Here is a 25,736-nt window from a genome sequence, read left to right on the forward strand (position 1 = left end):
ACCGCAGTCTCTCTACAGTGGCACGAGGAGACAAGGAACCCATGGCGAACCCCGCTCACAACCTGCTGGTCGGCTGCGCCGCCGGCTTTTCAGGCGACCGCACCGACGCGGCCTTGCCCGTGGTGCAGGCGCTCATCGCCAGCGGCCAGCCCTCGGTGCTCATCTTCGAGACCCTGGCCGAACGCACCCTGGCCCTGGCGCAGCTGGCCCGCCGCACCGACCCCGATGCCGGCTACGAGCCGCTGCTGGCCGACCTTCTGCGCCCCGTGCTCGGGCTGTGCCTGGCGCACGGCGTGCGCATCGTCAGCAACTTCGGCGCGGCCAACCCGCACGGCGCCGCGCGCCGCATCCACGCGCTGGCGGCCGAGCTGGGCCTTGCCCGCCCGCGCATCGCCGTGCTGCAGGGCGACGACCTGAGCGGCCCCGCGCACCGCGCGCTGCTTCAGGATGCCCTGGGCGAAGCCATGCCTACGGAGCCCATCGTCAGCGCCAACGCCTATATCGGCGCGCAGGCCATTGCCGATGCCCTGCGTGCAGGCGCCGACATCGTGGTCTGCGGCCGCGTGGCCGACCCGTCCCTGGTGCTGGGCCCGGCGCTTGCCCACTACGGCTGGGCGGCGGACGACTGGGACCGCCTGGCGCGCGCCACCATGGCCGGTCACTTGCTCGAATGCGGCGCGCAGGTCACTGGCGGCTACTTCGCCGACCCCGGCTACAAGGACGTGGCGGGCCTGGCGCAACTGGGCTACCCCATCGCCGAGATCGACGCAGACGGCCACTGCACCATCACCAAGCCCCCGGGCACTGGCGGCTGCATTACCGAGCGCACGGTGAAGGAACAACTGCTGTACGAGCTGCACGACCCGGCGGCATACCTCACGCCCGACGTGGTGGCCGACATCACACAGGCCCGCGTGCAGGCCGTGGGCACCGACGCAGTGCGGCTTGGCGGCGTGCGGGGCCATGCGCGGCCTGCCACGCTCAAGGTCAACGTGTGCTTTGAGTCCGGCTGGTTCGCTGAAGGCGAAATCTCCTACGCCGGCCCGCGCGCCGAAGCCCGCGCCCGCCTGGCGGGCGAGGTGCTGCGCGAGCGCCTGCAGGGCCTGGGCCCGCTGCGCATCGACCTGATAGGGGTGACCAGTGTCTTTGGCGACGACACCAGCCGCTGGCTGAACGGCCCCGCAGCGGACGATGCCCGCCATGACCCCCGAGATGTGCGCCTGCGCGTGGCGCTGCAGCACCGCGACCAGGCCAGCGCCCAGCGCCTGCTGCGCGAGGTGACCGCGCTCTACACCTGCGGCCCCGCGGGCGGCGGCGGCGTGCGCACGGCGCTGCGGCCGCGCCTGGGCACCGTGTCGTGCCTGGTGCCGCGCGATGCGGTGGCGGTGCGCTTCGAGATGGTGGAGCCCATACCGCAGTCACTGGAGGTATCACCATGACCGATGCAAAGAATGCTTCGCTGAATCCGCTGCCTGCCAACATGGCGCAGACTCAGCCAGCGGCCGCCGTGCAAGGGCCGCCCCGCCGCACGGGCGGCGTCCCCCTGGGGGGGGATGACGCACAGCGTCTGAGGGGGGGCTTCCTTTCTGTTCCGCTTTATCGCCTGGCCCACAGCCGCACCGGCGACAAAGGCAACCGCTCCAACATCAGCGTCATCGCCTGGCACCCTGCGCTGTGGGACGTGCTGGTCGAGCAGGTCACCGAAGCCGCCGTGGCGCGCCAGTTCGCGCAGCGCCGCCCGCGCCAGGTCACGCGCTACCTGCTGCCGCAGCTGCAGGCCATGAACATCGTGCTGGACGACGTGCTCGACGGCGGCGTGAACGACGCGCTCAACCTCGACAGCCATGGCAAGGCGCTGAGCTACCTGCTGCTGGAGCTGCCCATCGAGGTGCCCGCATCGCTGCTGCCGCACCTGGCGGGTGCCGCCGCGTAGCGCCCGACTTTCCCTTTCTGTTTCGATTTCGCTTTCATACCTACACACAAGGAGACAAACATGAACCGATCCACTTCTTTGATGAACCTGGGCCGACGCCACGCCATGGCCGCTGCGGTGCTGGCGCTGGGCGCGATGCAGGGCGGTGCGGCCTTTGCGCAGGCCTACCCTGCCAAGGCCATCACCTTCGTGGTGCCATTTGCGGCCGGCAGCGCCACCGACCAACTGGCCCGCGCGCTCGGGCAGTCCATCACCACCGACACCAAGCAGCCCGTGGTCATCGACAACAAGGCCGGCGCCAGCGGCATGATCGCCGCGTCCGCCGTGGCCAAGGCACCGGCTGACGGCTACAGCGTGCTCATCACCACCAACACCACGCATGCGGCCAACGAGCATTTGTACAAGAAGCTCTCGTACGACCCGGTCAAGGACTTCGTGCCCGTGACGGGCCTGGGCAAGGGCGGGCAGGTGCTGGTGGTCAACGCCAGCGCGCCGTACAAGAACGTGGGCGAGCTGCTGGCCTTCGCGAAGAAGAGCCCCGGCAAGCTCAGTTTCGGCAGCGGCAGTTCATCCAGCCGCATGGCCGGAGAAATGCTCAAGCAGCTGGCGGGCGTCGACATCCTGCACGTGCCCTACAAGAGCAACCCGCTGGCCATCACCGACCTGCTGGGCGGGCAGATCGATTTGATGATCACCGACACCTCTACCGGTGTGCCGCAAGTCAAGGCGGGCAAGCTGCGTGCGCTGGGCTACTCCACGCAAAAGCGCAGCGCGCAATTGCCCGACGTGCCCACGCTGGACGAAGCGGGTGTGAAGGGCTACGACATGGGCTACTGGTTTGCGGCCTATGTGCCAGCAGGCACGCCAGCGCCGGTGGTGGCACGCCTCAATGAACTGCTAGGCGCCGCCACCAAGAGCGCTGCCGCCAAAAGCTTCTTCGACAACGCGGGCTCCGAGGCATGGACCACCACGCCCGATGAACTCGCCAAATTCCAGGCCGCCGAAACCCAGAAGTGGGGCAAGGTGATCAAGGCTGCGGGCATCGAGGCGGAGTAAGCTGCGGGCCAGGTAGCGGGGCTCTCAACACGCGCCGCCCCCGGCCTTCACTTCCTCTCCCGCAAGGGGAGAGGGGGCAAGAAGGCCCTGCGTGTCTCCGTGCGTTGCTGAGGGTTCAAGAAAAAAAGCCCGGAAAGCCCGTCCATAAAGCGCCAAAAGCTATCAAAAATATAGCTTTTGCCTTATCCGTACTCCCTTACCACGGCACCCCTTCAAACCGCTCCACCAAAAAATCCAGCAGTGCCCGCACCGCAGGCGACAAGTGCCTGCGCGACGGGTACAGCGCGTGGATCGTCATCACCGGCAAGTCCCACGTGGGCAGCACGGCCTGCAGCTCGCCGCTGTGCAGCAGGGGGTTGACCAGGTACGTGGGCTGCATCGCAATGCCGCCACCGGCCAGCGCCGCGCGCATCAGCGTGGTGGCCTCGTTGGCGCTGAAGTGGCCCGCCACGCCCACGCGCTCGGTCTCTGCGCCGCGCGTCAGCGCCCAGACGCTCTTGCCGAAGTTGGCATAGCTCAGGCAGCGGTGTGCGGCCAGGTCGGCGGGCACCTGGGGCGTACCGTGCGCGGCCAGGTAGGCGGGCGATGCCACCAGCACGGAATCACACCGCGCCAGCGGCCGGCCGATGAGCAGCGGGTCGGGCTCGGCGCTGATGCGGATGGCCAGGTCGATGCGTTTTTCCACCAGGTTCAGCGAGCCTTCGCTCGCGTCCAGATCAATCTTGAGCTGCGGGTGCAGCGCCAGAAAGTCCGCAATCGCCGCGCCCATCTGCGCGAACGCGAACGACACGCTGCAGGTCAGCCGCAACTGGCCGCGCAGTTCGCCCTCGGTGGTGCTGGCGGTCTCTTCCTCCAGGTCCTGCGACAGCGCCAGCATCTGCTGGCAGCGGCGCAGGCAGTGCTCGCCCGCGTCGGTCAGCGTCACGCTGCGGGTGGTGCGCTGCAACAGCCGCGCCTCAAGCCACTGCTCCATCTCGCCCACATAGCGCGTGACCATGGCGCGTGACATCTCCAGCCGCTCGGCGGTGGCGCTGAAGCTGCCGCTGGTGGCCACTTCCACAAACACGCGCATGGCGGTCAGACGGTCCATATTTGATCTATTGGTGCAACAAATATGCGCATTTTACGGGGTTTATTAGATCGATTGGCGCAAATAAACTTTGCTTTGACATCAACACCCACCCTCTCGAAACCCTGGAGAAAACGCCATGTTCCGCACCACACTCATCGCCGCCACCCTCGCCGTCGCCTACACCGGCGCACAGGCTGCCCAGCCCCTGCAAGTCAAGGTCTACAACGCCGACGGCAACAGCTTCAACGTCAACTCCACCCTGGTCTACGGCGAGAAGGAGGCCATGGTCATCGACGCCGGCTTCACCCGCGCCGACGCGCTGCGCATTGCCGCCAACGTGCTCGACACGGGCAAGGAGCTGAAAACCATCTACGTGAGCCAGGCCGACCCCGACTACTACTTCGGCGTGGAAACGCTGAAGGAGATCTTCCCCAGGGCCGATGTGGTGACCACGCCTGCCGTGCTGGAGAAGATCAACGCCAAGCTCGCAGGCAAGATCGCCTTCTGGAGTCCCAAGATGGGCGCGAATGCACCGCGCACCCCCGTGCTGCCCAAGGCCGTCACGGGCAACACGCTGAGCGTGGACGGCCAGCCTGTCGAGATCCGTGGCACCACAGGCTTGCTGGCCCACCGCCCGTATGCGTGGATCCCGTCGATCAAGGCCGTGGTGGGCACCATCGGCGTGTTCGGCACCAACACCCATGTGTGGACGGCCGACACCCAGACCGTGGCCGAGCGCAGCGCCTGGGTGGCCCAGCTCGACGAGATGGCTGCGCTGCAGCCCGCGCTGGTCGTGCCTGGCCACATGCCCGCTGGCGGCGCGCTGGATGCAGCCAACATCACCTACACCAAGGGCTACCTGCAGGCGTTCGAGAAGAATGCGGCAGCCACCAAGACCAGCGCCGAACTCATCGACGCGATGAAGAAGGCCTACCCCGCTGCGCCCATGGGCCTGTCGCTGGACATCGGCGCCAAGGTCAACAAGGGCGAGATGAAGTGGTAAACAGCTGACTTGCGGAAAGGTCAGCGATGACCTGCGTTCCATCCGTCACCTCCGTTCGGGCTCGCACAACCGTTCAGGCTGAGCTTGTCGAAGCCCCGCGTGGCGCTTCGACAAGCTCAGCGTGAACGGGTGGTGGGTGCTTGAGCGCAGATAGATATACAGACGGATAGATAAAAGACGTCGTTCCACAGAGCCAGCGCCTGCCATCCTTTTCCCAAGGAGCCCGCCATGTCCACGCACTCACTTCAGCAAGTCCTGCAGCACCTGCAAGCCGGGCGCTGGAACGCGGCGCACGACCTGGTGCAGCACGACGGCACCATGCTCGGCGCCTGGCTGCACGGCATCCTGCACCTGCAGGAAGGCGACCTCGAAGACGCCGAGAACTGGTACGACCGCGCGGGCCGCCGCTTTCGCAGCCGGGGCACGCTGGCCGAAGAGATCGCGCTGTTCGAAGCGGCACTTGCATCACCAACATCCCCTTCAGATTCTGAAAGCCCCTGACCCATGTCCACCTCGGTCACCTATCTTTTCGACCCCCTGTGCGGCTGGTGCTACGCCGCCGCGCCTGCGCTCCAGCACCTGCAGGGGGTTGACGGCATCCAGGTCACGCTGGCGCCCACGGGCCTGTTCGCGGGCGCGGGCGCACGGCCCATGGAAGCGGACTTCGCGGCGTATGCCTGGTCCAACGACCAGCGCATCCAGCAGCTCACCGGCCAGCCTTTCACGCAGGCCTATCGCGACAACATCCTGGGGGCCGCCAACGGCCGCTTCGACTCAGGCCCCGCCACGCTGGCCCTGACTGCCGTGGCCCGGACCGCGCCCGAGCGCGAGCTGGAGGCCCTGCACGCGTTGCAGCACGCACGCTACGTGGACGGGCGCGACACCGCAGAGCCCGCTGTCCTTGCGGATGTGCTCAACACGCTGGGCCTCGCCGACGCCGCCGTGCTCACCGTGGCGCCCGATGCGGCGCTGCGCCAACGGCTGGCCGAACGCGTGGCCCAGGCCCAGTCCACCTTGCGTGCCGTGGGTGCGCGCGGCGTGCCCCAGCTGGTGGTGGCAGGGCAGGGTGGCGCGCTGCGCCTGCTGGGCGGCGATGCGCTGCTGGGGCCGCGCGAGCAATTGGTGGCGCAGGTGCGCGCGGCGGCTTGACGAGAGCGCAGCGCGATCGTCTTCAGGCACCCAGCCCCCGTTCACGCTGAGCCCTTCGACAAGCTCAGGACAGGCTTGTCGAAGCGCGGTGCAAGGCTTCGACAGGCTCAGCCCGAACGGGTGGGGGTGGTCGCAGGTGGCGTCACAAACAACCGGTCACGCTGACCTTGTCAAAGCGCGGTGCAAGGCTTCGACAGGCTCAGCCCGAACGGGTTGGGGTGAGTGAAGATGGAACCCCAAATACCGTTCACGCTGAGCTAGTCGAAGCGCCGCGCAGAACGTCGAAAGGCTTTGCCGGAACGCCCAGCAGCTCACTCCATCGAAGGATCGATCAACACCTTCGCACCCGTGTTCCGCGCACCATAGAACGCAATCGCATCGGCGCTGAGCGCCCCGGCCAGCGACACCGTGCGCGCATAGTGGCTGGCGAACGTGGTCTTCAGTTCCGCCGCAACGCGCGCGCGCAGTGCCTGGGCTGCGGGCTCGCCGATCTTGGCGAGGAACGGAAACAGCAGCCAGCCGCCCACGCCCCAGGCCATGCCGAAGGTGCGCTGGATCTCGGTCGGGCGCGTGTCCAGGTGGCCGTACAGGTACACCTGCTTGTGCACGGCCGACCCGTACCGGCTGTACTCCTGCGCCTTGCGGTTGATGGCCGCTTCCATGCACTGCAGGATCTGCCCGGCCAGCGTACCGCCGCCCGTGGCGTCGAACGCGATGGTGGCGCCCGTGGCGGCCAGCGCTTCCGTCAGGTCGGCCATGAAGGTGGGCGCGCTGCTGTCGCACACATGTTGCGCGCCCATGCCCTTGAGCAGCGCTGCCTGCTCGGGCTTGCGCACGATGTTGACCAGGCCGATGCCGTCCTTCTGGCAGATCCTGACCAGCATCTGCCCCAGGTTGCTGGCTGCGGCGGTGTGCACCAGCGCGGTGTGGCCTTCGCGCTTCATGGCCTCCACCATGCTCAGCGCGGTCAGCGGGTTGACGAAGCACGACGCGCCTTCGGCCGCCGTCGTGCCCTCGGGGAGCGGCAGGCACTGCGCTGCCGGCATGGTGCGGTACTGCGCATACATGGCGCCACCGATCACGGCCACCGTGCGCCCCAGCAGCGCTTGCGCGGCGGGCGATGAGCCTGCGGCCACCACCAGGCCCGCGCCTTCGTTGCCTACCGGCATGCTCTGGCCCAGGCGGGCCGCCATGTTGGGCATGGCCCGCTCGGGAATGCGCGCCGTGGCCACGGGCCGCTCGGCACTGCCGGTCACCTGCACGGTGGACAGATCGGCCGGGCCCAGCAGCAGGCCGATGTCCGACGGGTTGATGGGCGTGGCCTGCACCCGGATCAGCACCTCGTCAGGGCCCGGCGTGGGCACGGGGGTGGGCTCCAGGCTGATCTGCAAGGTGCCGTCTGCGGTGACGAGCGAGCGCAGTTGCAGGGCGGATGTCGGGAGGGTGGTGGTCATGGATGGCTTTCAGTGGAAGGGGGTGCGCGCCGTTCGATGAGCGGCGCGGGCTGGTGCCGGGCATTAGAACGCGGCTGCGCCGCCAACGCGGTCGCGCAAGTGCCTTGCGGCGGCAGGGTTGCTGCGGCCGCCACAACGTTCCAGCGCGCCGCCAGCACGCCTTCAACTGCCCAGCGTCCGCACCATCTGCTCGTACATCGCGTCCACCGCCGGGGAGCGCTGCGACACCTTGCTGCGCAGCACCGCCACGTCCATCGAATCGAGCGGCGGCAGGTCGAACTCCGCCGGCAGGTCCTGCAGTATCTGCAGATGCGCGGGCACGCTGCAGCGCGTGAGCACCGCCACGGCCAGCCCGCTTTCCACGGCGGCCAGCTGCCCCGCCAGGCTGGAGCTGTGGTACACGATGCGGTGCGCCCGCCGCCGCGCGGCCAGGGCCTTCATCGTCGCCATGCGGGCCAGGCTGGCCGATTCATACACCGCAATCGGCAAGGGGTCGCGCCGCCACACTTCCAGCTGCGGCGAGCCCACCCACACCAGCGGCTCGTGGAACAAGAAGCGCCCGCGCTGCGGCTTGTCGCGCGAGACCAGGGCCAGGTCCAGCTCGCCGCGCCCCACGCGCGGGATCAGCGAGGTGGACTGCTCGCAGGTCAGCTCGATCTCCACCCCGTGGTAGCGGTGCGCAAAGCTGCGCAGCACCGGCGTAAGGTAGGCGCTGGCGTAGTCGTCCGGCACACCCAGACGCACCCGCCCCGCCAGCTGCGGGCCGAACAGCGCAGCATGCGCCTCGGCCTGCAGGTCGAGCACGCGGCGTGCGTATGACAGCAGCTCGGCCCCGGCCGGCGTCACCTCCAGGTGGCGCGGCCCGCGCAGCAGCACGGGGCGGCCCAGCGCGGCCTCCAGCTTCTTGATCTGCATGCTGACCGCCGACTGCGAGCGGTGCAGCAGCGGCGCCGCGCCCGAGAGAGAGCCTGCATCGACCACCGCCACAAAGGCGCGCAGCCAGTCGATCTGGAAGTCCGGGTGGTTCATGGGATGGGGCTGTGTGGAGCTGTGGGGGTGGCGGGCTTTGGCCGGCTCAGCCTGAGCGGGTTGCGGACATGGCGGACCACAAGGGTTGAACCGAGCCGATTTGTTGGGTATTCGATTATCGAATGCCAGTCGTTCGAATTATCCGTTTTACACCACAGCCTCAAAACACGAGCATCGGCACCATGAATCTCAAGGCCGAAGCCACCGTCTCCATCTCCCCCTCCGGGCCATCGCAGCCCGCCGCCCAGCGTGAGCGCGACGGGCAGTGGCTGCTCATCGCTGGCGGTGTGCTGCTGGGCACCATCGGCGTGTTCGTGGAAGAGGCGGGCCAGCACCCGCTGGTCACCGTGTGGTTCCGCTGCGCGTTCGGTGCGCTCGCATTGCTGGCCTGGTGCCTGGCCACGGGCCGGGGGCGTGAGCTGCTCTTGAGCGGCCGCGCCCGCTGGGTGGCCTGCGCCACGGGCGTGCTCATGGTGATGAACTGGGCGCTGTTCTTCGCGGCCATCCCGCGCACCTCCATCGCCGTGGCCACGGTGATCTTTCACATCCAGCCCATCTGGGTCATTGTGTTCGGCGCTGTGTTTCTGCGCGAGGCCGTCTCGCCCGCGCAGTGGCTGTCCACGCTGGCCGCGCTGGGCGGGCTGGTGCTGTCCACCGGCCTGCTGGACGGTACGGCCGCGTCGGCCAGCATGGCCCGTGGCGATGGCAGCTACCTGGCCGGCGTGCTGATGTGCCTGGGCGGCTCGCTTTGCTACGCGGGTGTGACGCTGCTGGCCAATACCCAGAAGGCCATCAGCCCCTTTGCCATGGCGCTGTGGCAGTGCCTGGTGGGCGCGGTGGCGCTGGTGTGGGCGCCCTTCGTGCTGGGCTGGCCGCAGCAGGGCGCCGCATGGGCCTGGCTGCTGGGCCTGGGCGTGCTGCACACGGGGCTGGCGTATGTGGTGCTGTTCGCCGGCATGGCCCGCCTGGCGCTGGGGCGCATCGCGGTGCTGCAGTTCGTGTACCCGCTCACGGCGGTGCTGGTGGACTGGGCGGTGTATGGCCGCACGCTCAGCCCCGTGCAACTGCTGGGGGTGGGCTTGATGGCGGCTGCGTTGTGGACGATCCGGCGGCCCGGCCTCGGACCTGACGCGGGGCGGTGAATCCTTCGTGAAGCGGGTGCTGAACTGTCCATCTGCGTTCATCGCGGGCACGCCAGCCGCCCGTGCCGACAACCGCTCAGGGAGCCTTGCCCGCCGTGTTGCCCACCGGAATGTGCCGCTGCAAGAACCCCACCACCTGCGCATTGAACACCTGGTGAAACGCCGCCCGGTCAAACCCTGCCGCATCGCGGCAAATGTCCGCCGCCACCTCGGCCAGTGCAGGCGAGCAGGGCGCCAGAAATGCATAGTGCCCCCCGTTGGCGGCCACATGCCATTCGGGCGGCCGGTGCAGGCCGTGGCGCACGGTCTCCACGCTCTGGGGCGTCACGCCGTCACCACCCAGGGCAGAGGCCCACAGCTGCACCGGTACGCCGACTTGCCCGAGGCCCTTGGCGTCGAACACGCTCAGCGGATCGACGATGACCGCCGCCTTGATGCGCGGATCCGGCGCGGGCGTGGCGGGGATCTCGTTGCGGCGGACCTCGCCGCACAGGGGGCGCGTGGATAGCGGCGGGCACAGGTCCGGGCGCAGCGTCCAGTCTGGCACCGCGCCCGCAGCCACCAGCCCCGTGTAGCCGCCGCGCGAAAAGCCGAAGAAACCGACCTTGCCAGCATCCAGCTGCGCGTGCTGGGGCCACGCGCCCAGCATGTAGTCCGTCAGCCGCTTCATGTCCACCGGCCGCGTGGCAAAGGCCGACAGGTGGCCCTGGCGGCTTGCGTCCTGAAAGTTGTCGCCCGGGTGGTTGATGGCCGCCACCACATAGCCCGCATCGGCCAGCGCGGCGGCTGTGTCGTGGTGCCCCAGGGCCGAGCCGCCCGCGCCGTGCGACACCACGATCAATGGCAGGCCCTGGCCGGCCAGGGGACAGTCGCGCGTGCCTTGCAGCACCAGCGGCGCCAGGTCGATGCGGCCCGGTGGCGTGCTGCAAGGCGACCACACGGCGCCGCGCAGCGCGGGCCCGTCCTTGTCCGCAGGCACCTGGATGAAGGCAAAGCCCGCAGCCTGGACCAGGGTGGTGGCGCAGCAGAGTGCTGCGGCGAGCAGCCAGCGAGGGCCCGCGCCGGTGCAGGCGCTGAAGAGATGGCGGGGGCGGAAACGAAGTACAGATGCGGTCATGGTGGTGTGCTGCTGCGGATGGGAGTCAACAGGTCGGTGTGCAGGCTGTCAACTTGCGCGGCGTTGCGGGGGGGGTTGTGATGGCGCTCCGGCTCATGGCCGCCCAGTGTGCAGCAGCCAGGCTGAAGAGCCCGTCACTGCCCGAACACCAGCGCCTGGTGCGCCCCCACGCCCGCCAGCACGCCTTCGGCAGACGCCAGCGTGGCGTTGTGCCGCATCAGCGTCAGGTCGCCCGCGGCATACACGCCGGGCACCGTGGTCATCTTGTTCGCATCCGTGCGCACGGCCGGCCCCATCGGGCCGTCGTCGAAAGCGCAGCCCAGCTGCTCGGCCAGCGGGCTGGCGGGGCGGGTGGTGGCGGCCACGTACAGGGCGTCCAGCGGCAGCAGGCGCGCGCCGCTGTCGCCATGGGCCTGCAGGCGCACGCCGTGCAGTGCCTGCCCCGGCCCCTCCAGCGCGGCAATGCGCGCAGGCTCCACCGCAATGCCCAGCGCCAGCAGACGCTCGTGCTCGGCGGGCTCCAGCGTGGTGTCGCCGTTCAGGAAGAGGGTGGTCGGGCCCCAGTCGGCAATCAGCTGCGCGTGCATCCCCGACTGCGGCGAGTGGTACAGCACGCCCAGGCGCTGGCCCGCAAACTCGTAGCCGTGGCAATAGGGGCAGTGCAGCACGCTGGCGCCCCAGCGCTCGCGCAGGCCCACAATGTCGGGCAGGCCGTCCTGCACGCCAAAGGCCAGTACCAGCTTGTGAGCCTCCAGGTGCGTGCCATCGTCCAGCACCACGGCAAAGCCGCTCTCCGGCGACCCCGCGCTTTGCTGCGCCGTGGCGGACACGGCCGTGCCCTGGCGCAGCGCCACCGTGGGGTAGGCCAGCAGCTTGCGGCGCGCCTGCTCGATCATCGCCAGCGGCGGCTCGCCGTCCTGCCCGAAGAAGCCGTGCGATGCGGCGGCAAACCGGTTGCGCGGCTGGCCCGCATCCACCACGCACACGCGCCGCCGGGCCCGCGCCAGCTGCATTGCGGCCGACAGGCCGGCAAAGCTGCCGCCTATCACGATCACCTCATACGCTTGGGTGGTTGTCATTGCTGCTGCCGCCATGAGAAATCTCCTTGTGACCGTGGCACCCTGCCACCATGCGTTGATGAAACTCGGCCGACAGCTGCGCCAGCGTCACCTCGCCCAGGCGTGCCAGCAGCACCTCTTCGGCGGCCTGGTACGCGTCGGTCAGCGCGCGGTTGACGGCCTGCTCGACGATGCAGCCCGGGCTCTCCACCCGGTTGCCCACCGCCAGCAGCGTGGGCGCGCCCAGCGCTTCGTGGATGTCGCGCAGGGTGACTTCGGACAGCGGGCACGACAGCACCCACCCCCCTCCATGCCCCTTGGCCGACGTGACGAACCCCGCATACCGCAGCCCCGCCATCAGGCGGCGCACGACGACGGGGTTGGTCTGCATGGCCTGCGCCAGGGATTCAGACGTGGCGGGGCCATCCATCTCTGCCATGTGCAGCAGGGCGTGGAGAACGGTGGAAAGTCGGCTGTCTCGTTTCATGCAACATTAAAAGTTGCGTGATGGTAGCATGTGCCCACAACCTGCGCTGGCGCACAGGCGGATAGCTACTGAATCGATAGCTATCAGCGCTTTGTGAATAAGCGCCAGAGGCTGATTTGGCTCGATTTTTGACACCCGCCGTTCACCCCCAACCGTTCGGGTTGAGCTTGTCGAAACCGCGCACAGCACACCCCATCCGATCGGGTTGAGCCTGTCGAAACCTTTCACAGCCGCATCCAACCCCCCGGCAGAGCCTGGCCTAAAACGCCGAACAAACACGACCGCACACACCCCATGACCCATCCCGCCACCACCCCCTTCACCGACCTCGCCGCCGTCGCCCGCTACGCCGAAGGCCCCCGCCGCAACGTGCCCGGCTACGACAGCGTGCTGCCCATGGTGCGCATCCTGCTGGCCGAGCGCGTGCCCGCCGACGGCCGGGTGCTGGTGGTGGGCGCAGGCGGCGGGCTGGAGCTGGAGGACATGGCACTGGCGCACCCCGGCTGGCGGTTTGACGGCGTGGACCCCAGCCAGCCCATGCTGGACCTGGCGGCGCAGCGGCTGCAGAGCGCGGGCGTGTCGGGCGACCGCGTGGCGCTGCACCACGGCTATGTGCACAGCGCGCCGGACGGGCCGTTCGATGGCGCGACGTGTCTGCTGACTTTTCACTTTGTGCCGCGTGAGGAGCGCGTGGCCATGGCCACGGAAATCCGGCGGCGATTGAAGCCCGGGGCACCGTTTGTCGCGGTGCACCTGAGCGTGGAAGACGGAGATGCTGGCGCTGGCTTTGGCGGCGAAGGCGGGGCAGGGGAGCGCGACCTGTGGCTGTCGCGCTATGCGGCGTTTCAGGTGGCGTCCGGCGTGGCGCCGGAGCATGCAGCCAGGGCGCGGGACAAGGTGGCTGCGGAGCTGGCTGTGCTGACACCCCAGGAAGACGAGGCGATCCTGCACGAGGCCGGGTTCGGCGACGTGCGGATGTTTTACATGGGGTTTGCGTTCCGGGGTTGGGTGGCAACGGCCGCTCGTCAAGGCGGCGCCCAATGACCCGGACACCGTTCACGCTGAGCCCTTCGACAGGCTCAGGACAGGCTTGTCGAAGCGCCGCGCAAGGCTTCGACAGGCTCAGCCCGAACGGTGGGTTGAGGTTTGGGCCTGCCTGTGTAGTGCTCAGCCCGCACGGCACGGGCGGTTCAGAATCAGCGCCGCCAAAATCCGTTCACGCTGAGCCCTTCGACAGGCTCAGGACAGGCTTGTCGAAGCGCCGCGCGAGGCTTCGACAGGCTCAGCCCGAACGGTTGTCCCAAAAAACCTCAACGCACAGGCGCCAGCGCCCATCGGTCCTTGGCCGCCTTCGCCAGAAAATCAATCACCGCCTTCACCCTGGCCGCATTGCGCCGGCCCGGTGACGACACCGCGTACAGCGTGTGCACCGTGCGGGACGCAAAAGGCGCCAATACCTCCACCAACCGGCCTTGCGCCACGTCGGCCGCCGCGAGCGGGCTGGACAGCATGCCGATGCCCGCGCCGTTCACCAGTGCGTGGTGCACCAGGGCCGAACTGCTGGCGGCCAGGCGCGAGCGCACGGTCACCTCCAGCGGCTTGCCTTGTGCATTGCGAAAAGCCCAGGTCACGGCAGGCCCCTGTGCGGTGTGCGTGACGGTGTGGTGCTGCGGCAGCTCGCTGGGGTCGGCGGGCGTGCCGTGCTGTTCCAAGTACGCAGGGGCCGCGTACAGGCGCCGCTCGAACCGGCCCAACTCGCGCGCCACCACCAGGTCGCTGTGGCCCACGGTGGTGCGCAGCCCCACGTCGATGCCTTCCGTCACCAGGTCGGCCACGCGGTCATCGGCCAGCAGTTCCACCCGCAGCGCGGGGTAGTGCGCCTGCAGGTCCGCCAGGTGGGGCAGCACCAGCGCTTCGCAGATCTCCTGGCTGGAGGCCAGGCGCAAGGTGCCCGCCACGCGGCTGTGCTGGTCCGACAGCGATGCAGAAATGTCCTCCAGCTGCGCCAGCAAGGCACGCGCTTCCTGCACCAGCTCTGCGCCCTCGGGCGTGGCCGACAGGCCGTGCGTGGACCGGCGCAGCAAGCGCACGCCGTAGCCGGCCTCCAGCCGGTCCACACCGCGCGCGACCACCGACACCGCCACATCCATCTCGCGCGCAGCCGCAGAAAACGAGCGCAGGTCGAGCGACCGCACCAGCCAGCGCAGGTCGGCCGGATCGGGGAGGAAGGAGCGGGGTTCTTTTTTCATCGTGCGCGCCTTTGCGTGCGGAGCAAAAGCCATTATCGCCACGGGCGGTTTCCGTGGCGGGGCGCAATTTCTACAGTGAAGGCTCCTTATCAACCAACGCATTCAACAGGAGTCCTCCATGCCCATCCTCAACGTCAAAGTGTCTGCCCAACGCACGCCCGAGCTGTCTGCCCGCATTGCAGAAACCCTGCTGGACCTGACCACCCGCGTGCTCGGCAAGCGGCGCGACCTGACCGCCGTGGTCATCACCTTTGTCGACCCCGCCGACTGGTACGTCGCCGGCCGGTCGCTGGCCGACCTGAAACAGTCGAGCTTCTACTTCGACGTCAAGGTGGTGGACGAGACCAACACCAAGGCCGAGAAGGCGCGCTACATCGCCGAGGCGTTCGCGGCCTTCGAGGGCCTGCTGGGCACGCTGCACCCCGAAAGCTACGTCTACGTGCAGGACGTGCGCGCCACCGCCTACGGCTTTGGCGGCCGCACGCAGGAATACCGCCACCAGCACCCCGAGCAATAAGCAGCCGAGCCATCAATCAATCAATCAATCAATCAATCAAGCAGCCCACCAATCCATCAACGGCTACCTACCCAGGAGCACCGACATGACGATGACAACAACGACGACGCACAACAACCATCTCGCAGATGTGATCGTGGCCCAGACGCTGGGGCGTGCAGGCCTGGCGGACTGGATTCCCGAAGGCGAAGGCAAGTGGTCCCTGCCCATTCAGTTCTTGCCCGACGATGCCGGCTGGGTGGAACTAATGCGCCTGTCGCCCGGCACGCGGCTGGGCCTGCACCGGCACACGGGCGAAGTGCACGCCCTGACGCTGGCAGGCGAGCGCCGCCTGAACGATGGCCGCGTGGTACGGCCGGGCGACTACATCCACGAGCCCGCTGGGAATGTGGATTGGTGGGAGGCGACGGGGACCGACGAGCTGCTGGTGCATGTGGTGGTCAAGGGCAGCGTGGAGTACCTGGGGCCGCACCATGTGGTGCTGCGGCGGATTACCACGGCTGATCGGCAAGCGGACTATCGCCGCTGGTGCGAAGCGGTGGGCGTGTCGGTGCGTGATCTTTGTTAGTCGCGTGCGCGCGTCCACGCGGGCGGGGCACTCTATGCAGCGCAAGCAAGCACATGCACTGCTGAAATATGAGTGAAAACAGGCTCTAGAGCTTATTTTTCAGACACTGAATGCTATTAGAAGTAGAGCAAGTCTTCCCGCCCACGGCTGTGTCTTGGGGGGCGGGCTCTTAAAGTTGGCAGATATGGCGCGGGCGCATCCCGGCTGAGGACTCAGTCCGAGAGGCCTGCATCGCCGATTAAGAACCAGCGAATCAATGATAGTGCCGCTTACTATGCCTCTTCATTTACCTCCGGTTCGCCTGCAGAATGGAATTGATCGGTCGGTCCGTTTTCAGTGTTTATTATCCCGCTCTCTGAAATTGCAGACATTTTCTTTTTGAGTAGATTTATTAAAACCTGAATGCGATCAATATTTTCAGAAATTGCTGTAGGCGGAACGATTACGCTTGGCTCATGAACCATATAGTTTCGTAGGCGCAGGAGATCCTGAACCTCTTTGCGCTGGTCACCTGAAAAGACCTTAAAATCCCTAGTTACTATGTTAACGAGGTTACGAACATTTGTTCCATTTGCTTTAACTAGTTCCTCTTTTCCTGCTGCTTTAGATAAGAGGGAGGTGATTTTGTAAAGCAACATGTGAAATTCATTCCATTTGCTAATAAAATCGCTATAGCTATCGCTCTTGGATGTTGCCACGTTCTCCGATACTAATTCTCTTTCATCTTCCGTTATTTTTAGCTGGTCGAGATTCTCGATTGCTTGGATGAATTTCGGATGCAGTTCATCTTTGAGGCGCGATATTTCTTCGTACTCTGACCTCCCGATGGGCCGATTGTGTGCAATTTGATTGCGGCGTTCATATAGTTTGTCCCAGCGTGATCGGAGATATTCATTGTCACAATTCACAACTTTCGAGAAGAAGCGATCCCAATTTGATTTTGGTATCGCTTTCTTAAGTTCATCAAGATCTAGGTCCTCGATTTTTTGAGCTTGGCGAAGACGATCTATGATCGTGTTTGGATTGGTTGTTGCGTACTCTTTGAAGAGGAAATTCGATAGCTGAATAAAATCTACTTCGTATAAATAATCGTGGTCTAGTTTGGCGTCTTTTGTTCTTACTGATTCCTGCACTTCTTTTGGTATGGCTTCGCGTGTCCAACCCAATCCAACATTGATAAGCATAAATTTGGTTATCAATTTTCTTAAGGTATTTTCAATTTCGTGCACTAAAGGGTAAGCACTTTTTGCGTAGTTTGAGCTAACGCCATCCCATAAGACCTGGGGAGGTCGCCCTCCCGCCTTAGACAAAACACCCCTAACGCTTCTTAGGAGTTCTTCAAACTTCTCAATTTTTTCATCATTGTTTAGAGTGAATTTGGCGTGAAAAAAACGTTGTTTATCTCGTTGTATTTCGCCATCCTGAACTTCATATTGAATGCTGAGGCCAGACCAAGTAAGATCGGTGTTTTGAATTGCCACGCCCTCAATCGTTTTAATTAAATTGTTAAAGCCAAGGATTGTTTTGCAAAACTGATCTTTTTGATCAACGGTTATTAAATATTCAACTCTATGTGCCACACGAGCTCCAAATTGAGAAAATTCAGCGTTGAAAAAAATAAGTATGAGCGTTGCATTTTCGAAGCACACATTGCTTAGGAGGCGATGATTAGTTCTTTAAAAATACACTGCATACCCGGGCAAACGTTGAGTACATGCTTATGTTTTCATCGAACGACAATTTTTGCAACATTTATCTGTCGCGGGATATTGGCTGCAAACAGTCGCACCGATGTGGTTGGCTGCTTGCCCCACGCAAGTGACCCACCAACTTTAAGCTTCTTAGGCTTAATTTAGGTCAAAGTTCAGTCTTGCCCGGCCAAAGTAGACCGCATAGCATCCCTGTCCAAGTACCCACCCCCATGAGGTGCTGCACAACAACGACAGGAGACAAGCCTTGCCATCCACCCGCTGGAGTCACTGCGGCGCCGAAGATCTGGGCGTCTTGCAGACCATCTTCTGGTCCGCAGGCGCGTCGCGCAATGCGCTCGCGCAGCGTCTGGCCTATTCCAAGAGCAAGGCCAACGCCATGGTGGCGGCCCTGCTGGACGAAGGCCTGCTCGACGAGGTGGGCCTGCAGGAGTCTTCTGGCGGCCGGCGGGCCGAAACCCTGCGATTGAGCGAAACCCTGGGCGTGGTGATTGGTGCCGACCTGGGCGCCACCAGCATGCAGGTGGCAGTGATGCGGCCCGATATGACGGTGCTGGCGCGGCACCGCGAGCCCATCGACGTGCGCCAGGGGCCGGGCGTGATCCTGGCGCGGGTGCGGGGGCTGATGCGCGAGTTGCTGGCGCGCTGCGGCATGCAGGCTTCGCAGGTCATCGCCATCGGCATGGGCGTGCCGGGGCCGGTGGATTTTGAAAGCGGCCAGTTGGTCAACCCGCCGCTGATGCCCGACTGGGACGGCTTTTCCATCCGCGACTACCTGCGCGAGGCATTTGCCGCGCCGGTGTTTGTCGACAACGACGTGAACCTGATGGCGCTGGGCGAGCTGTGGCGGCTGCAGCGCAATCTGCCTAACTTTTTGGTGATCAAGGTCGGCACGGGCATTGGCTGCGGCATAGTCTGCCACGGGCAGGTGTACCGGGGTGCCAATGGCTCGGCCGGTGACGTGGGCCACATCTGCGTGGACCAGAGCGGGCCGCGTTGCCACTGCGGCAACCAAGGCTGTGTAGAGGCGATGGCCGCCGCACCCGCCATGGCGCGCATGGCGATGGAGGCCGTGGAGCGTGGCGAGAGCGCCATGCTGGCCGAGCGCCTGCAGGCCACCGGCACGCTGACCACCGAGGACGTGGCCCAGGCCAGCCGTGCGGGCGATGTGGCGGCCAACGCCATCATCCAGCGCGCGGGCAGCCTGGTGGGGCAGATGCTGGCGTCCATCGTGAACTTCTTCAACCCGTCGCATGTGTTCATTGCGGGGCGGGTGACGGACATGGGGCCGCTGTTCCTGGCGTCGGTGCGGCAGAGCGTGTACCACCGGTCGCTGGCGCTCTCTACGCGGCACCTGGAGATTCAATACGCGCCGCTGGCCGACGATGCCGGTGTGGTGGGCGCGGGCGTGCTGGCCATGCAGCAGAGCCTGGCGCTGTCGCCGCGTTCACCTGTGCCTGCAACAGCGGGCAGTGCCGTGGGGGCCACACGATGAGCGTCGCTGTCGAGTTTCGCAATGTGACCAAGGAGTTCGGCCCGGTGCGCGTGCTGCACGGGGTGGGCTTTGCGCTGCAGCCGGGGCGTGTGTACGGCCTGCTGGGCGAGAACGGCGCGGGCAAGTCCACGCTGATGAAGATTCTGGCGGGATACGAGAGCCCGACCACCGGCGAGGTGGTGGTGGATGGCGCGGTGCGTGCCCCCGGCGGCGGCTCGCGCGCGGCCGAGGCGCAGGGCATTGTGCTGATCCACCAGGAGTTCAACCTGGCGGACGACCTGACGATTGCGCAGAACATCTTTCTGGGCCACGAGATCAAGCGCGGCCCCTTCCTGGACGACAAGGCGATGCGCGAGAAGACGCGCGAGGCGCTTGCGAAAGTCGGCCTGCCGCTGGACCCGGACACGCGGGTCAAGAAGCTCATCGTGGCCGAGAAGCAACTGGTGGAGATTGCCCGGGCGCTGGCCCGCAATGCGCGCCTGCTCATCATGGACGAGCCCACCGCCACGCTGACCCCGGGCGAGACGGAGCGCTTGTTCACGCTGATGGCCGGCCTGAAGGCGGCGGGCGTGACCATCATCTATATATCGCACAAGCTCGATGAGGTGGAACGCACCACCGACGAGGTGGTGGTGATGCGCGACGGCCTGCTGGTGGCGCGTGAGGCCACGGCCAGCGTGACGCGGCGGCAGATGGCCAACCTGATGGTGGGCCGCGAGCTGGCTGATCTGTTCCCGCCCAAGCTGCCCGCACCGCAGGATGGCGCGCCGGCCATCCAGGTGCGCGGCCTCACGGTGCCGGGCTGGGCCGAGGACGTGAGCTTTGAGGTGCGGCGCGGCGAGATTCTGGGCTTTGCCGGGCTGGTGGGCGCGGGGCGCACGGAGCTGTTCGAGGGCCTGCTGGGCCTGCGCCCGCGCTCTGCCGGCACGGTGGAGATTGCTGGCAAGCCGGTGAATTTGAAAAGCCCGCGCGATGCGGCGCGCCACGGCCTCACGTATCTGAGCGAAGACCGCAAGGGCAAGGGCCTGCACGTGCACTTCAGCCTGCGGCCCAACTTGACGCTGATGGCGCTGGAGCGCTATGCCAAGCCCTGGCTCGACCCGGCGGCCGAGCAGGCCGTGCTGCGCGATGCGGTGCAGGAGTTCGGCATCCGCACCGGCTCGCTGGAGGTGCGCGCGTCGTCGCTGTCGGGCGGTAACCAGCAGAAGCTGGCGCTGGCCAAGGTGCTGCACCCCGGCCCCAGCGTGGTGGTGCTCGACGAGCCCACGCGCGGCGTGGACGTGGGCGCCAAGCGCGAGATCTACCACCTGGTGCAGCGCCTTGCAGAGCAGGGCCTGGCGGTGGTGGTGATTTCGTCCGAACTGATGGAGCTGATCGGCCTGTGCCACCGCGTGGCGGTGATGCGCGCCGGGCGGCTGCAGACCACCCTGCAAGAGCCAAACTTGACCGAAGAGGAGTTGATCGCACATGCCACAGGCACCCGTTAACTTACCGGCTGAAAACACCGCTGCTCCCCAGGCCGGCGGCAGCCGCCACGCGGCGGCTGCGGCCACAGGTGCCAGCGCCTGGTGGGGCAAGCTGCACGGCCTGGGCCCGGTCATCGGCCTGGTGCTGCTGTGCATTGCGGGCACGCTGCTCAACAGCAACTTCGCCACCTACGACAACGTGATGAACGTGCTCACACGCACGGCCTTCATCGGCATCATCGCGGTGGGCATGTGCTTCGTCATCATCTCGGGCGGTATCGACCTGTCGGTGGGGTCGATGGCGGCGCTGATCGCGGGCTCGGTCATCCTGTTCATGAACGCGATGGCGCCCGTGCTGGGCTCGCCCATGGCGGCCGTGGTGGTGGGCATGCTGCTGGCGGTGGTGCTGGGCGCGGTGTTCGGGCTGGTGCACGGCCTCTTGATCACCAAGGGCCGCATCGAGCCTTTCATCGTCACTTTGGGCACGCTGGGCATCTTCCGCGCCTACCTCACGTATTTTTCGAACGGCGGGGCCATCACGCTCGAGAACGACCTGTCGGACATCTACAGCCCGGTGTACTACGCCAACCTGCTGGGTGTGCCCATCCCTGTGTGGATCTTTTTGCTGGTGGCGGTGGTGGGCGGCGTCATCCTGAACCGCACGGCCTATGGCCGCTATGTGCAGGCCATCGGCTCGAACGAGCAGGTGGCGCAGTACGCGGCGGTGGACGTGCACAAGATCAAGATCCTGACCTACATGCTGCTCGGGGTGTGCGTGGGCATCGCAACGCTGCTGTACGTGCCGCGCCTGGGGTCCGCATCGCCCACCACGGGGTTGCTGTGGGAGCTGGAGGCGATCGCCGCGGTGATCGTGGGCGGAACGGTGCTCAAGGGTGGGGCGGGCAGCATCACCGGCACGGTGGTGGGCGCGATCCTGCTGTCGGTGATCAGCAATATCTTGAACCTGACCAGCATCATCAGCGTGTATTTGAACGCGGCGGTGCAGGGGTTTGTGATCATCGCGGTGGCGTTCATGCAGCGTGGAAAGAGGTGATGGCCGTGTCGCCACTTCATTCCTTTCATTCGCCCCGCGAGGCCGCCCCGACCCCCGAACCGTTCGGGCTGAGCCCTTCGACGGGGCTCAGGACAGGCCTGTCGAAGCCTGGGCACTCGCGCCCCATGGTGGCAGCCCTTCGACAGGCTCAGGGCGAACGGGGCAGGGCGAGCGCACTGCGCTGGATTCCGGCAATCCCCCAACCGTTCGGGCTGAGCCCGTCGAAGCCTGGGCACTCGCGCCCCATCGTGACAGCCCTTCGACAGGCTCAGGGCGAACGGGGTAGTGGCGCAGGCCCAAGGTGCTTGCACCCGTTCCGAAGCGCTTCCACCGGTTTTTGATTTCGTCAGTGTTCCCCAGTCGGCCAGGCTTTCATGGCCATTTTCAGCAAAGCAACAGCAACAGCAACAGGAGACAACGCATCATGAACAGCAAGACATCTACTTCGTCCTTCACCCGCCGCCTGGCCCTCTCGGCCGTGGGCGCCGCCGCCGCTCTGGCGCTGGCCGGCCCTGCGATGGCGCAGGCCAACAAGACGGTGGTGGGCGTGGCCATTCCATCGGCCACGCACGGCTTCACGGGCGGCATCGTGTACTGGGCCAACCAGGCCAAGAAGGACCTGGAGAAGGCCCACCCCGGCCTGCAGGTCATCGTGAAGACGGCGGGCGGCGCGCCCGAGCAGGCCAACCAGCTGCAGGACCTGGTGACGGTGAACAAGATCAACGCCCTGGTGATCTTCCCGTTCGAATCGGCGGCGCTGACCAAGCCCGTGGCCCAGGTCAAGGCCAAGGGCGTGTACGTGACGGTGGTGGACCGGGGCCTGACCGACACCAGCGCGCAGGATGCGTACGTGGCCGGTGACAACACGGCCTTCGGCAAGATCCCGGCCGAGTACATTGCCAAGGCACTGAACGGCAAGGGCAACGTGGTGGCCATGCGCGGCATTGCGACCACGCTGGACAACGAACGCATGGACGCGTTCAACGCGGTGCTGAAGAACCACCCCGACATCAAGCTGCTGGACGCCAAGTACGCCAACTGGAACCGCGACGACGCCTTCAAGGTGATGCAGGACTACCTGACCCGCTTCCCGCAGATCGACGCGGTGTGGGCCGCCGACGACGACATGGCCGTGGGCGTGCTCAAGGCCATCGAGCAGGCCAAGCGCAAGGACATCAAGCTGGTGTTCGGCGGCGCGGGTGCCAAGGGCATGATCAAGACGCTGGCCGACGGCAGCAACCCGCTGATCCAGGCCAATGTGTCGTACAGCCCCAAGTTCATCTACGACTCGATCAAGCTCACGGCCGAGGCGCGCATCAAGGGCGAGAAGCTGCCTGCGACGACGATCATCCCGTCGGTGCTGATCACCAAAGAGAACGCGAAGAACTTCTACTTCCCCGACTCGCCGTTCTGATGGTGGTTTTGAGATAAAAAAGGCCTCTACCGCTTGTCTGGTAAGCGCAAGCAGCTACTAAAAATATAGCAGTAACTGCTTGCTGGGCAAGTGGAGGCCATGGCTCTCAACCCATCCAACCCGAACCCGAACCCGAATCCACCCCCGCCCGTTCGGGCTGAGCTTGTCGAAGCCGCACCCGGCGTGTCCGGCCTTCGACAAGCTCAGGCTGAACGGTTGGCAGGTTCGGAGGTTGGAATTCAACGATTGCCAGACAAAAGCCATGGCAGTCACTACGACCCGAATGGCTCAACACCACCCCCGCCCGTTCGGGCTGAGCCTGTCGAAGCCGGCGACCTATCGTGCCCGGCCTTCGACAAGCTCAGGCTGAACGGTGGGTGGACCGAATAACCAGGACGCACGCACCATGCCCAGACCCGTCACCCTTTTCACCGGCCAGTGGGCCGATATGCCGCTGGCAGAACTCGCGCCCCTGGCCAGGGGCATGGGCTATGACGGCCTGGAGCTGGCCTGCTGGGGCGACCATTTCAACGTGCAGGAGGCGCTGTCGTCGCCCCAGTACGTGAAGGACAAGCACGCGCTGCTGGCCCAGCACGGCCTTGCATGTTTTGCCATCGGCAACCACCTGGTGGGCCAGGCCGTGTGCGACTTGATCGACGAGCGCCACCATGCCATCTTGCCGCCCCACGTGTGGGGCAACGGCGAGCCCGAAGGCGTGCGCCAGCGCGCCGCCGCCGAACTGGCCGACACGGCGCGTGCGGCCGCAGCGTTCGGCGTGAAGACGGTCACGGGCTTCACGGGCTCGTCGGTGTGGCATTCGATCTACGCGTTTCCGCCCACCACGCAGGCGTATTGGGACAAGGGGTTCGTGGACTTCGCGGACCGCTTCGGCCCCATCCTCGATGTGTTCGAGGAGCACGACATCAACTTCGCGCTGGAGGTGCACCCCACCGAGATCGCGTTCGACATCGCCTCGGCCGAGCGGGCCATTGCGGCGGTCAACCAGCACCGGCGATTCGGCTTCAACTACGACCCGAGCCACCTGGCCTATCAGGGCGTGGACTACATCAAGTTCATCCGCCAGTTCGCTGACCGCATCTACAACGCCCACATGAAGGACGTGTGGTGGGGCAAGGGCGACGGCACGGTGGGCACCTTCGGCGGGCACACCAGCTTTGGCGACGCGCGGCGCACCTGGGACTTTCGCAGCGTGGGGCGCGGGATGATCGATTTCGAATCCATCATCGTCGCGCTCAACGAAATCGGCTACCAGGGCCCGCTCTCGGTGGAGTGGGAAGACAGCCGCATGGACCGCGTGCATGGCGCCACGGAGAGCGCGGCGTTCTGCAAGCGGCTGGATTTCAAGCCGGCGGCGGGTGCGTTCGATGCAGTGTTTGCGCGCGACCAGCAGAACGTGTGAATGCTCTCCCGCCATCTCCACCATTCAGCCGCCGTCCGCTCCCTCACCGTTCGGGCCGAGCCCGTCGAAGCCGGGGCAGGGTGTTTGACGGCCCTTCGACAAGCTCAGGGCGAACGGCCGGGTGGTGACGACAACAGCGAACCAAGAACAACAAACAAAGGCCTTCCATATGTCCAGTGAAGTCAGGAAGCTCCGCTACGCCATGGTGGGCGGCGGCCACGGCGCCTTCATCGGTGCGGTGCACCGCAAGGCCATGGCGCTCGACGGCCAGTTCGCGCTGGTGGCCGGTGCGCTCTCGTCATCGCCCGAGCGGGCCCGCGCATCCGGCGCCGAACTGGGTCTGGCGGACGACCGCAACCACGGCAGCTGGCAGGACCTGCTGGCCGACGAGCTGCGCCGCAGCCCCGATGAGCGCATCGACCTGGTGAGCATCGTCACCCCCAACCACGTGCACCACCCCGTGGCCCTGGCCTTTGTGCAGGCGGGCTTTCACGTGGTGTGCGACAAGCCGCTGGTGCACACCAGCGCGCAGGCCGAAGAGCTGGTGGCCGCCGTGAAGAAGGCGGGCACCGTGTTCGGCGTGACCTACAACTACACCGGCTACCCGATGGTGCGCGAGGCCCGCCACCTGGTGCAAAGCGGCGCCCTGGGCACGCTGCGCAAGGTCACCGTGGAATATAACCAGGGCTGGCTGGCCACGGCGGTGGAGCAGGGCGGCGGCAACAAGCAGGCCGACTGGCGGCTGGACCCTGCCCGCAGTGGCGCGGTGGGCACCATGGGCGACATCGGCTCGCATGCCGAGAACTTGGCCGCCACCGTTACCGGCCTGCGGCCCGAGGCGCTGTGCGCCGACCTCACCACCTTCGGCCCCGGCCGGCGGCTGGACGACGATGCGCAGCTGCTGCTGCGCTACGCGGGCGGTGCACGCGGCGTGATCGTGGCGTCGCAGGTGGCGGCGGGGCTGGAGAACGACGTGCGCCTGCAGATATCGGGCACGCTGGGCACCCTCGCTTGGCGCCAGGAAGACCCGAACCACCTGGTGCATTCGCCGGTGGACGGGCCGCGCCGCATCCTCACGCGCGGCTCGCCGTGGCTCAGCGAATCGGCCCTGCGCGCGGGACGCATTCCGGCGGGGCACCCCGAGGCGTTCATCGAAGCGTTTGCCAATGTCTACCTGGGCGTGGCGGCCGACATCCGCGCGCGCGCTGCAGGGCGCACCGCCAGCGCGCTGGAGGCCGACTACCCGAGTGTGGAAGACGGGGCCGAGGGCGTGCGCTTCATCGAGAAGGTGGTGGAGTCCGCCGCGAGCGAGCGCAAGTGGACGCCCTTGGGCTGACCCGTCCG

General features: G+C 66.1%; 24 protein-coding genes. 16 read left to right on the forward strand and 8 right to left on the reverse strand.

Features of this window, described 5'->3' with window-relative positions; genetic code table 11:
- The first annotated feature begins 41 nt into the window (after positions 1-41).
- From KW835_RS12045 to KW835_RS12055, 3 genes are all read left to right on the forward strand, one after another.
- On the forward strand, positions 42-1,439 hold the full coding sequence (locus KW835_RS12045) for an acyclic terpene utilization AtuA family protein (protein WP_218382618.1): 1,398 nt from the start codon (positions 42-44) through the stop codon (positions 1,437-1,439).
- A 128-nt stretch (positions 1,440-1,567) separates the two neighbouring features.
- The gene (locus KW835_RS12050; RefSeq protein WP_218382787.1) at positions 1,568-1,933 is read left to right on the forward strand and encodes a hypothetical protein; all 366 of its coding nucleotides are present in this window, start codon (positions 1,568-1,570) and stop codon (positions 1,931-1,933) included.
- A 60-nt stretch (positions 1,934-1,993) separates the two neighbouring features.
- Positions 1,994-2,989, forward strand: coding sequence for a tripartite tricarboxylate transporter substrate binding protein (locus KW835_RS12055; protein ID WP_218382619.1), 996 nt, complete (start codon positions 1,994-1,996; stop codon positions 2,987-2,989).
- A gap of 196 nt (positions 2,990-3,185) precedes the next feature.
- On the opposite strand, the gene KW835_RS12060 is transcribed toward KW835_RS12055, so the two are convergent.
- Positions 3,186-4,079 (reverse strand): LysR family transcriptional regulator, encoded by an 894-nt coding sequence (locus KW835_RS12060; protein WP_218382620.1) that lies wholly within the window; start codon positions 4,077-4,079, stop codon positions 3,186-3,188.
- 118 nt (positions 4,080-4,197) lie between these two features.
- On the opposite strand from KW835_RS12060, the gene KW835_RS12065 reads away from it, so the two are divergent.
- The 3 genes from KW835_RS12065 (at position 4,198) to KW835_RS12075 (ending at position 6,213) form a co-directional block, all read left to right on the forward strand.
- A complete protein-coding gene (locus KW835_RS12065; protein WP_218382621.1) occupies positions 4,198-5,064 on the forward strand; it encodes an MBL fold metallo-hydrolase in 867 nt (288 codons plus the stop codon).
- A 228-nt stretch (positions 5,065-5,292) separates the two neighbouring features.
- The gene (locus tag KW835_RS12070) at positions 5,293-5,565 is read left to right on the forward strand and encodes a hypothetical protein (protein ID WP_218382622.1); all 273 of its coding nucleotides are present in this window, start codon (positions 5,293-5,295) and stop codon (positions 5,563-5,565) included.
- A 3-nt stretch (positions 5,566-5,568) separates the two neighbouring features.
- Positions 5,569-6,213: a DsbA family protein gene (locus KW835_RS12075; protein ID WP_218382623.1), complete on the forward strand. Its 645-nt coding sequence runs from the start codon at positions 5,569-5,571 to the stop codon at positions 6,211-6,213.
- Positions 6,214-6,524: 311 nt separating this feature from the next.
- On the opposite strand, the gene KW835_RS12080 is transcribed toward KW835_RS12075, so the two are convergent.
- Both KW835_RS12080 and KW835_RS12085 read right to left on the reverse strand, forming a co-directional pair.
- Complete coding sequence (locus KW835_RS12080) at positions 6,525-7,667, reverse strand: zinc-binding dehydrogenase (RefSeq protein WP_218382624.1); 1,143 nt, start codon at positions 7,665-7,667, stop codon at positions 6,525-6,527.
- Positions 7,668-7,829: 162 nt separating this feature from the next.
- Positions 7,830-8,696, reverse strand: coding sequence for a LysR family transcriptional regulator (locus KW835_RS12085; protein WP_218382625.1), 867 nt, complete (start codon positions 8,694-8,696; stop codon positions 7,830-7,832).
- Between the two features lie 182 nt (positions 8,697-8,878).
- Here KW835_RS12085 and KW835_RS12090 point away from each other — a divergent pair, with 182 nt between their 5' ends.
- The gene (locus KW835_RS12090) at positions 8,879-9,838 is read left to right on the forward strand and encodes a DMT family transporter (protein ID WP_218382626.1); all 960 of its coding nucleotides are present in this window, start codon (positions 8,879-8,881) and stop codon (positions 9,836-9,838) included.
- 76 nt (positions 9,839-9,914) lie between these two features.
- On the opposite strand, the gene KW835_RS12095 is transcribed toward KW835_RS12090, so the two are convergent.
- From KW835_RS12095 to KW835_RS12105, 3 genes are all read right to left on the reverse strand, one after another.
- Positions 9,915-10,955: a dienelactone hydrolase gene (locus KW835_RS12095; RefSeq protein ID WP_255593487.1), complete on the reverse strand. Its 1,041-nt coding sequence runs from the start codon at positions 10,953-10,955 to the stop codon at positions 9,915-9,917.
- A gap of 134 nt (positions 10,956-11,089) precedes the next feature.
- Positions 11,090-12,034 carry an NAD(P)/FAD-dependent oxidoreductase gene (locus KW835_RS12100; RefSeq protein ID WP_218382627.1) on the reverse strand — a complete coding sequence of 315 codons (945 nt, stop codon included), beginning with the start codon at positions 12,032-12,034 and terminating at the stop codon, positions 11,090-11,092.
- Positions 12,012-12,500, reverse strand: a complete 489-nt coding sequence (locus tag KW835_RS12105; RefSeq protein ID WP_218382628.1) for an Rrf2 family transcriptional regulator — start codon at positions 12,498-12,500, stop codon at positions 12,012-12,014. The genes KW835_RS12100 and KW835_RS12105 overlap by 23 nt, the downstream gene beginning before the upstream one ends.
- 294 nt (positions 12,501-12,794) lie before the next feature.
- Between KW835_RS12105 and KW835_RS12110 the strand changes: the two genes are divergently transcribed.
- Positions 12,795-13,544 carry a class I SAM-dependent methyltransferase gene (locus KW835_RS12110; protein ID WP_255593488.1) on the forward strand — a complete coding sequence of 250 codons (750 nt, stop codon included), beginning with the start codon at positions 12,795-12,797 and terminating at the stop codon, positions 13,542-13,544.
- A gap of 266 nt (positions 13,545-13,810) precedes the next feature.
- Here KW835_RS12110 and KW835_RS12115 read toward each other — a convergent pair whose 3' ends face one another.
- Positions 13,811-14,749 (reverse strand): LysR family transcriptional regulator, encoded by a 939-nt coding sequence (locus tag KW835_RS12115; protein ID WP_218382629.1) that lies wholly within the window; start codon positions 14,747-14,749, stop codon positions 13,811-13,813.
- A gap of 118 nt (positions 14,750-14,867) precedes the next feature.
- On the opposite strand from KW835_RS12115, the gene KW835_RS12120 reads away from it, so the two are divergent.
- Positions 14,868-15,266, forward strand: a complete 399-nt coding sequence (locus KW835_RS12120; RefSeq protein ID WP_121942668.1) for a 4-oxalocrotonate tautomerase family protein — start codon at positions 14,868-14,870, stop codon at positions 15,264-15,266.
- 85 nt (positions 15,267-15,351) lie between these two features.
- Positions 15,352-15,834 carry a cupin domain-containing protein gene (locus tag KW835_RS12125; RefSeq protein ID WP_218382630.1) on the forward strand — a complete coding sequence of 161 codons (483 nt, stop codon included), beginning with the start codon at positions 15,352-15,354 and terminating at the stop codon, positions 15,832-15,834.
- A gap of 272 nt (positions 15,835-16,106) precedes the next feature.
- On the opposite strand, the gene KW835_RS12130 is transcribed toward KW835_RS12125, so the two are convergent.
- On the reverse strand, positions 16,107-17,414 hold the full coding sequence (locus KW835_RS12130) for a HEPN domain-containing protein (protein ID WP_218382631.1): 1,308 nt from the start codon (positions 17,412-17,414) through the stop codon (positions 16,107-16,109).
- A gap of 376 nt (positions 17,415-17,790) precedes the next feature.
- Between KW835_RS12130 and KW835_RS12135 the strand changes: the two genes are divergently transcribed.
- The 6 genes from KW835_RS12135 to KW835_RS12160 all read left to right on the forward strand — a co-directional run bounded on the left by KW835_RS12135 (position 17,791) and on the right by KW835_RS12160 (position 25,728).
- The gene (locus tag KW835_RS12135) at positions 17,791-19,038 is read left to right on the forward strand and encodes an ROK family transcriptional regulator (protein ID WP_370633619.1); all 1,248 of its coding nucleotides are present in this window, start codon (positions 17,791-17,793) and stop codon (positions 19,036-19,038) included.
- Positions 19,035-20,525 (forward strand): sugar ABC transporter ATP-binding protein, encoded by a 1,491-nt coding sequence (locus KW835_RS12140; RefSeq protein ID WP_218382632.1) that lies wholly within the window; start codon positions 19,035-19,037, stop codon positions 20,523-20,525. The genes KW835_RS12135 and KW835_RS12140 overlap by 4 nt, the downstream gene beginning before the upstream one ends.
- Positions 20,506-21,558: an ABC transporter permease gene (locus tag KW835_RS12145; RefSeq protein WP_218382633.1), complete on the forward strand. Its 1,053-nt coding sequence runs from the start codon at positions 20,506-20,508 to the stop codon at positions 21,556-21,558. The genes KW835_RS12140 and KW835_RS12145 overlap by 20 nt, the downstream gene beginning before the upstream one ends.
- Positions 21,559-21,982: 424 nt before the next feature.
- On the forward strand, positions 21,983-22,972 hold the full coding sequence (locus tag KW835_RS12150) for a substrate-binding domain-containing protein (RefSeq protein ID WP_056172273.1): 990 nt from the start codon (positions 21,983-21,985) through the stop codon (positions 22,970-22,972).
- A 406-nt stretch (positions 22,973-23,378) separates the two neighbouring features.
- Positions 23,379-24,392 (forward strand): sugar phosphate isomerase/epimerase, encoded by a 1,014-nt coding sequence (locus KW835_RS12155; RefSeq protein ID WP_218382634.1) that lies wholly within the window; start codon positions 23,379-23,381, stop codon positions 24,390-24,392.
- A gap of 169 nt (positions 24,393-24,561) precedes the next feature.
- The gene (locus tag KW835_RS12160; RefSeq protein ID WP_218382635.1) at positions 24,562-25,728 is read left to right on the forward strand and encodes a Gfo/Idh/MocA family protein; all 1,167 of its coding nucleotides are present in this window, start codon (positions 24,562-24,564) and stop codon (positions 25,726-25,728) included.
- Positions 25,729-25,736: the final 8 nt, after the last annotated feature.

Source organism: Acidovorax sp. sic0104 (assembly GCF_019219095.1).
Classification (GTDB): domain Bacteria; phylum Pseudomonadota; class Gammaproteobacteria; order Burkholderiales; family Burkholderiaceae_C; genus Acidovorax.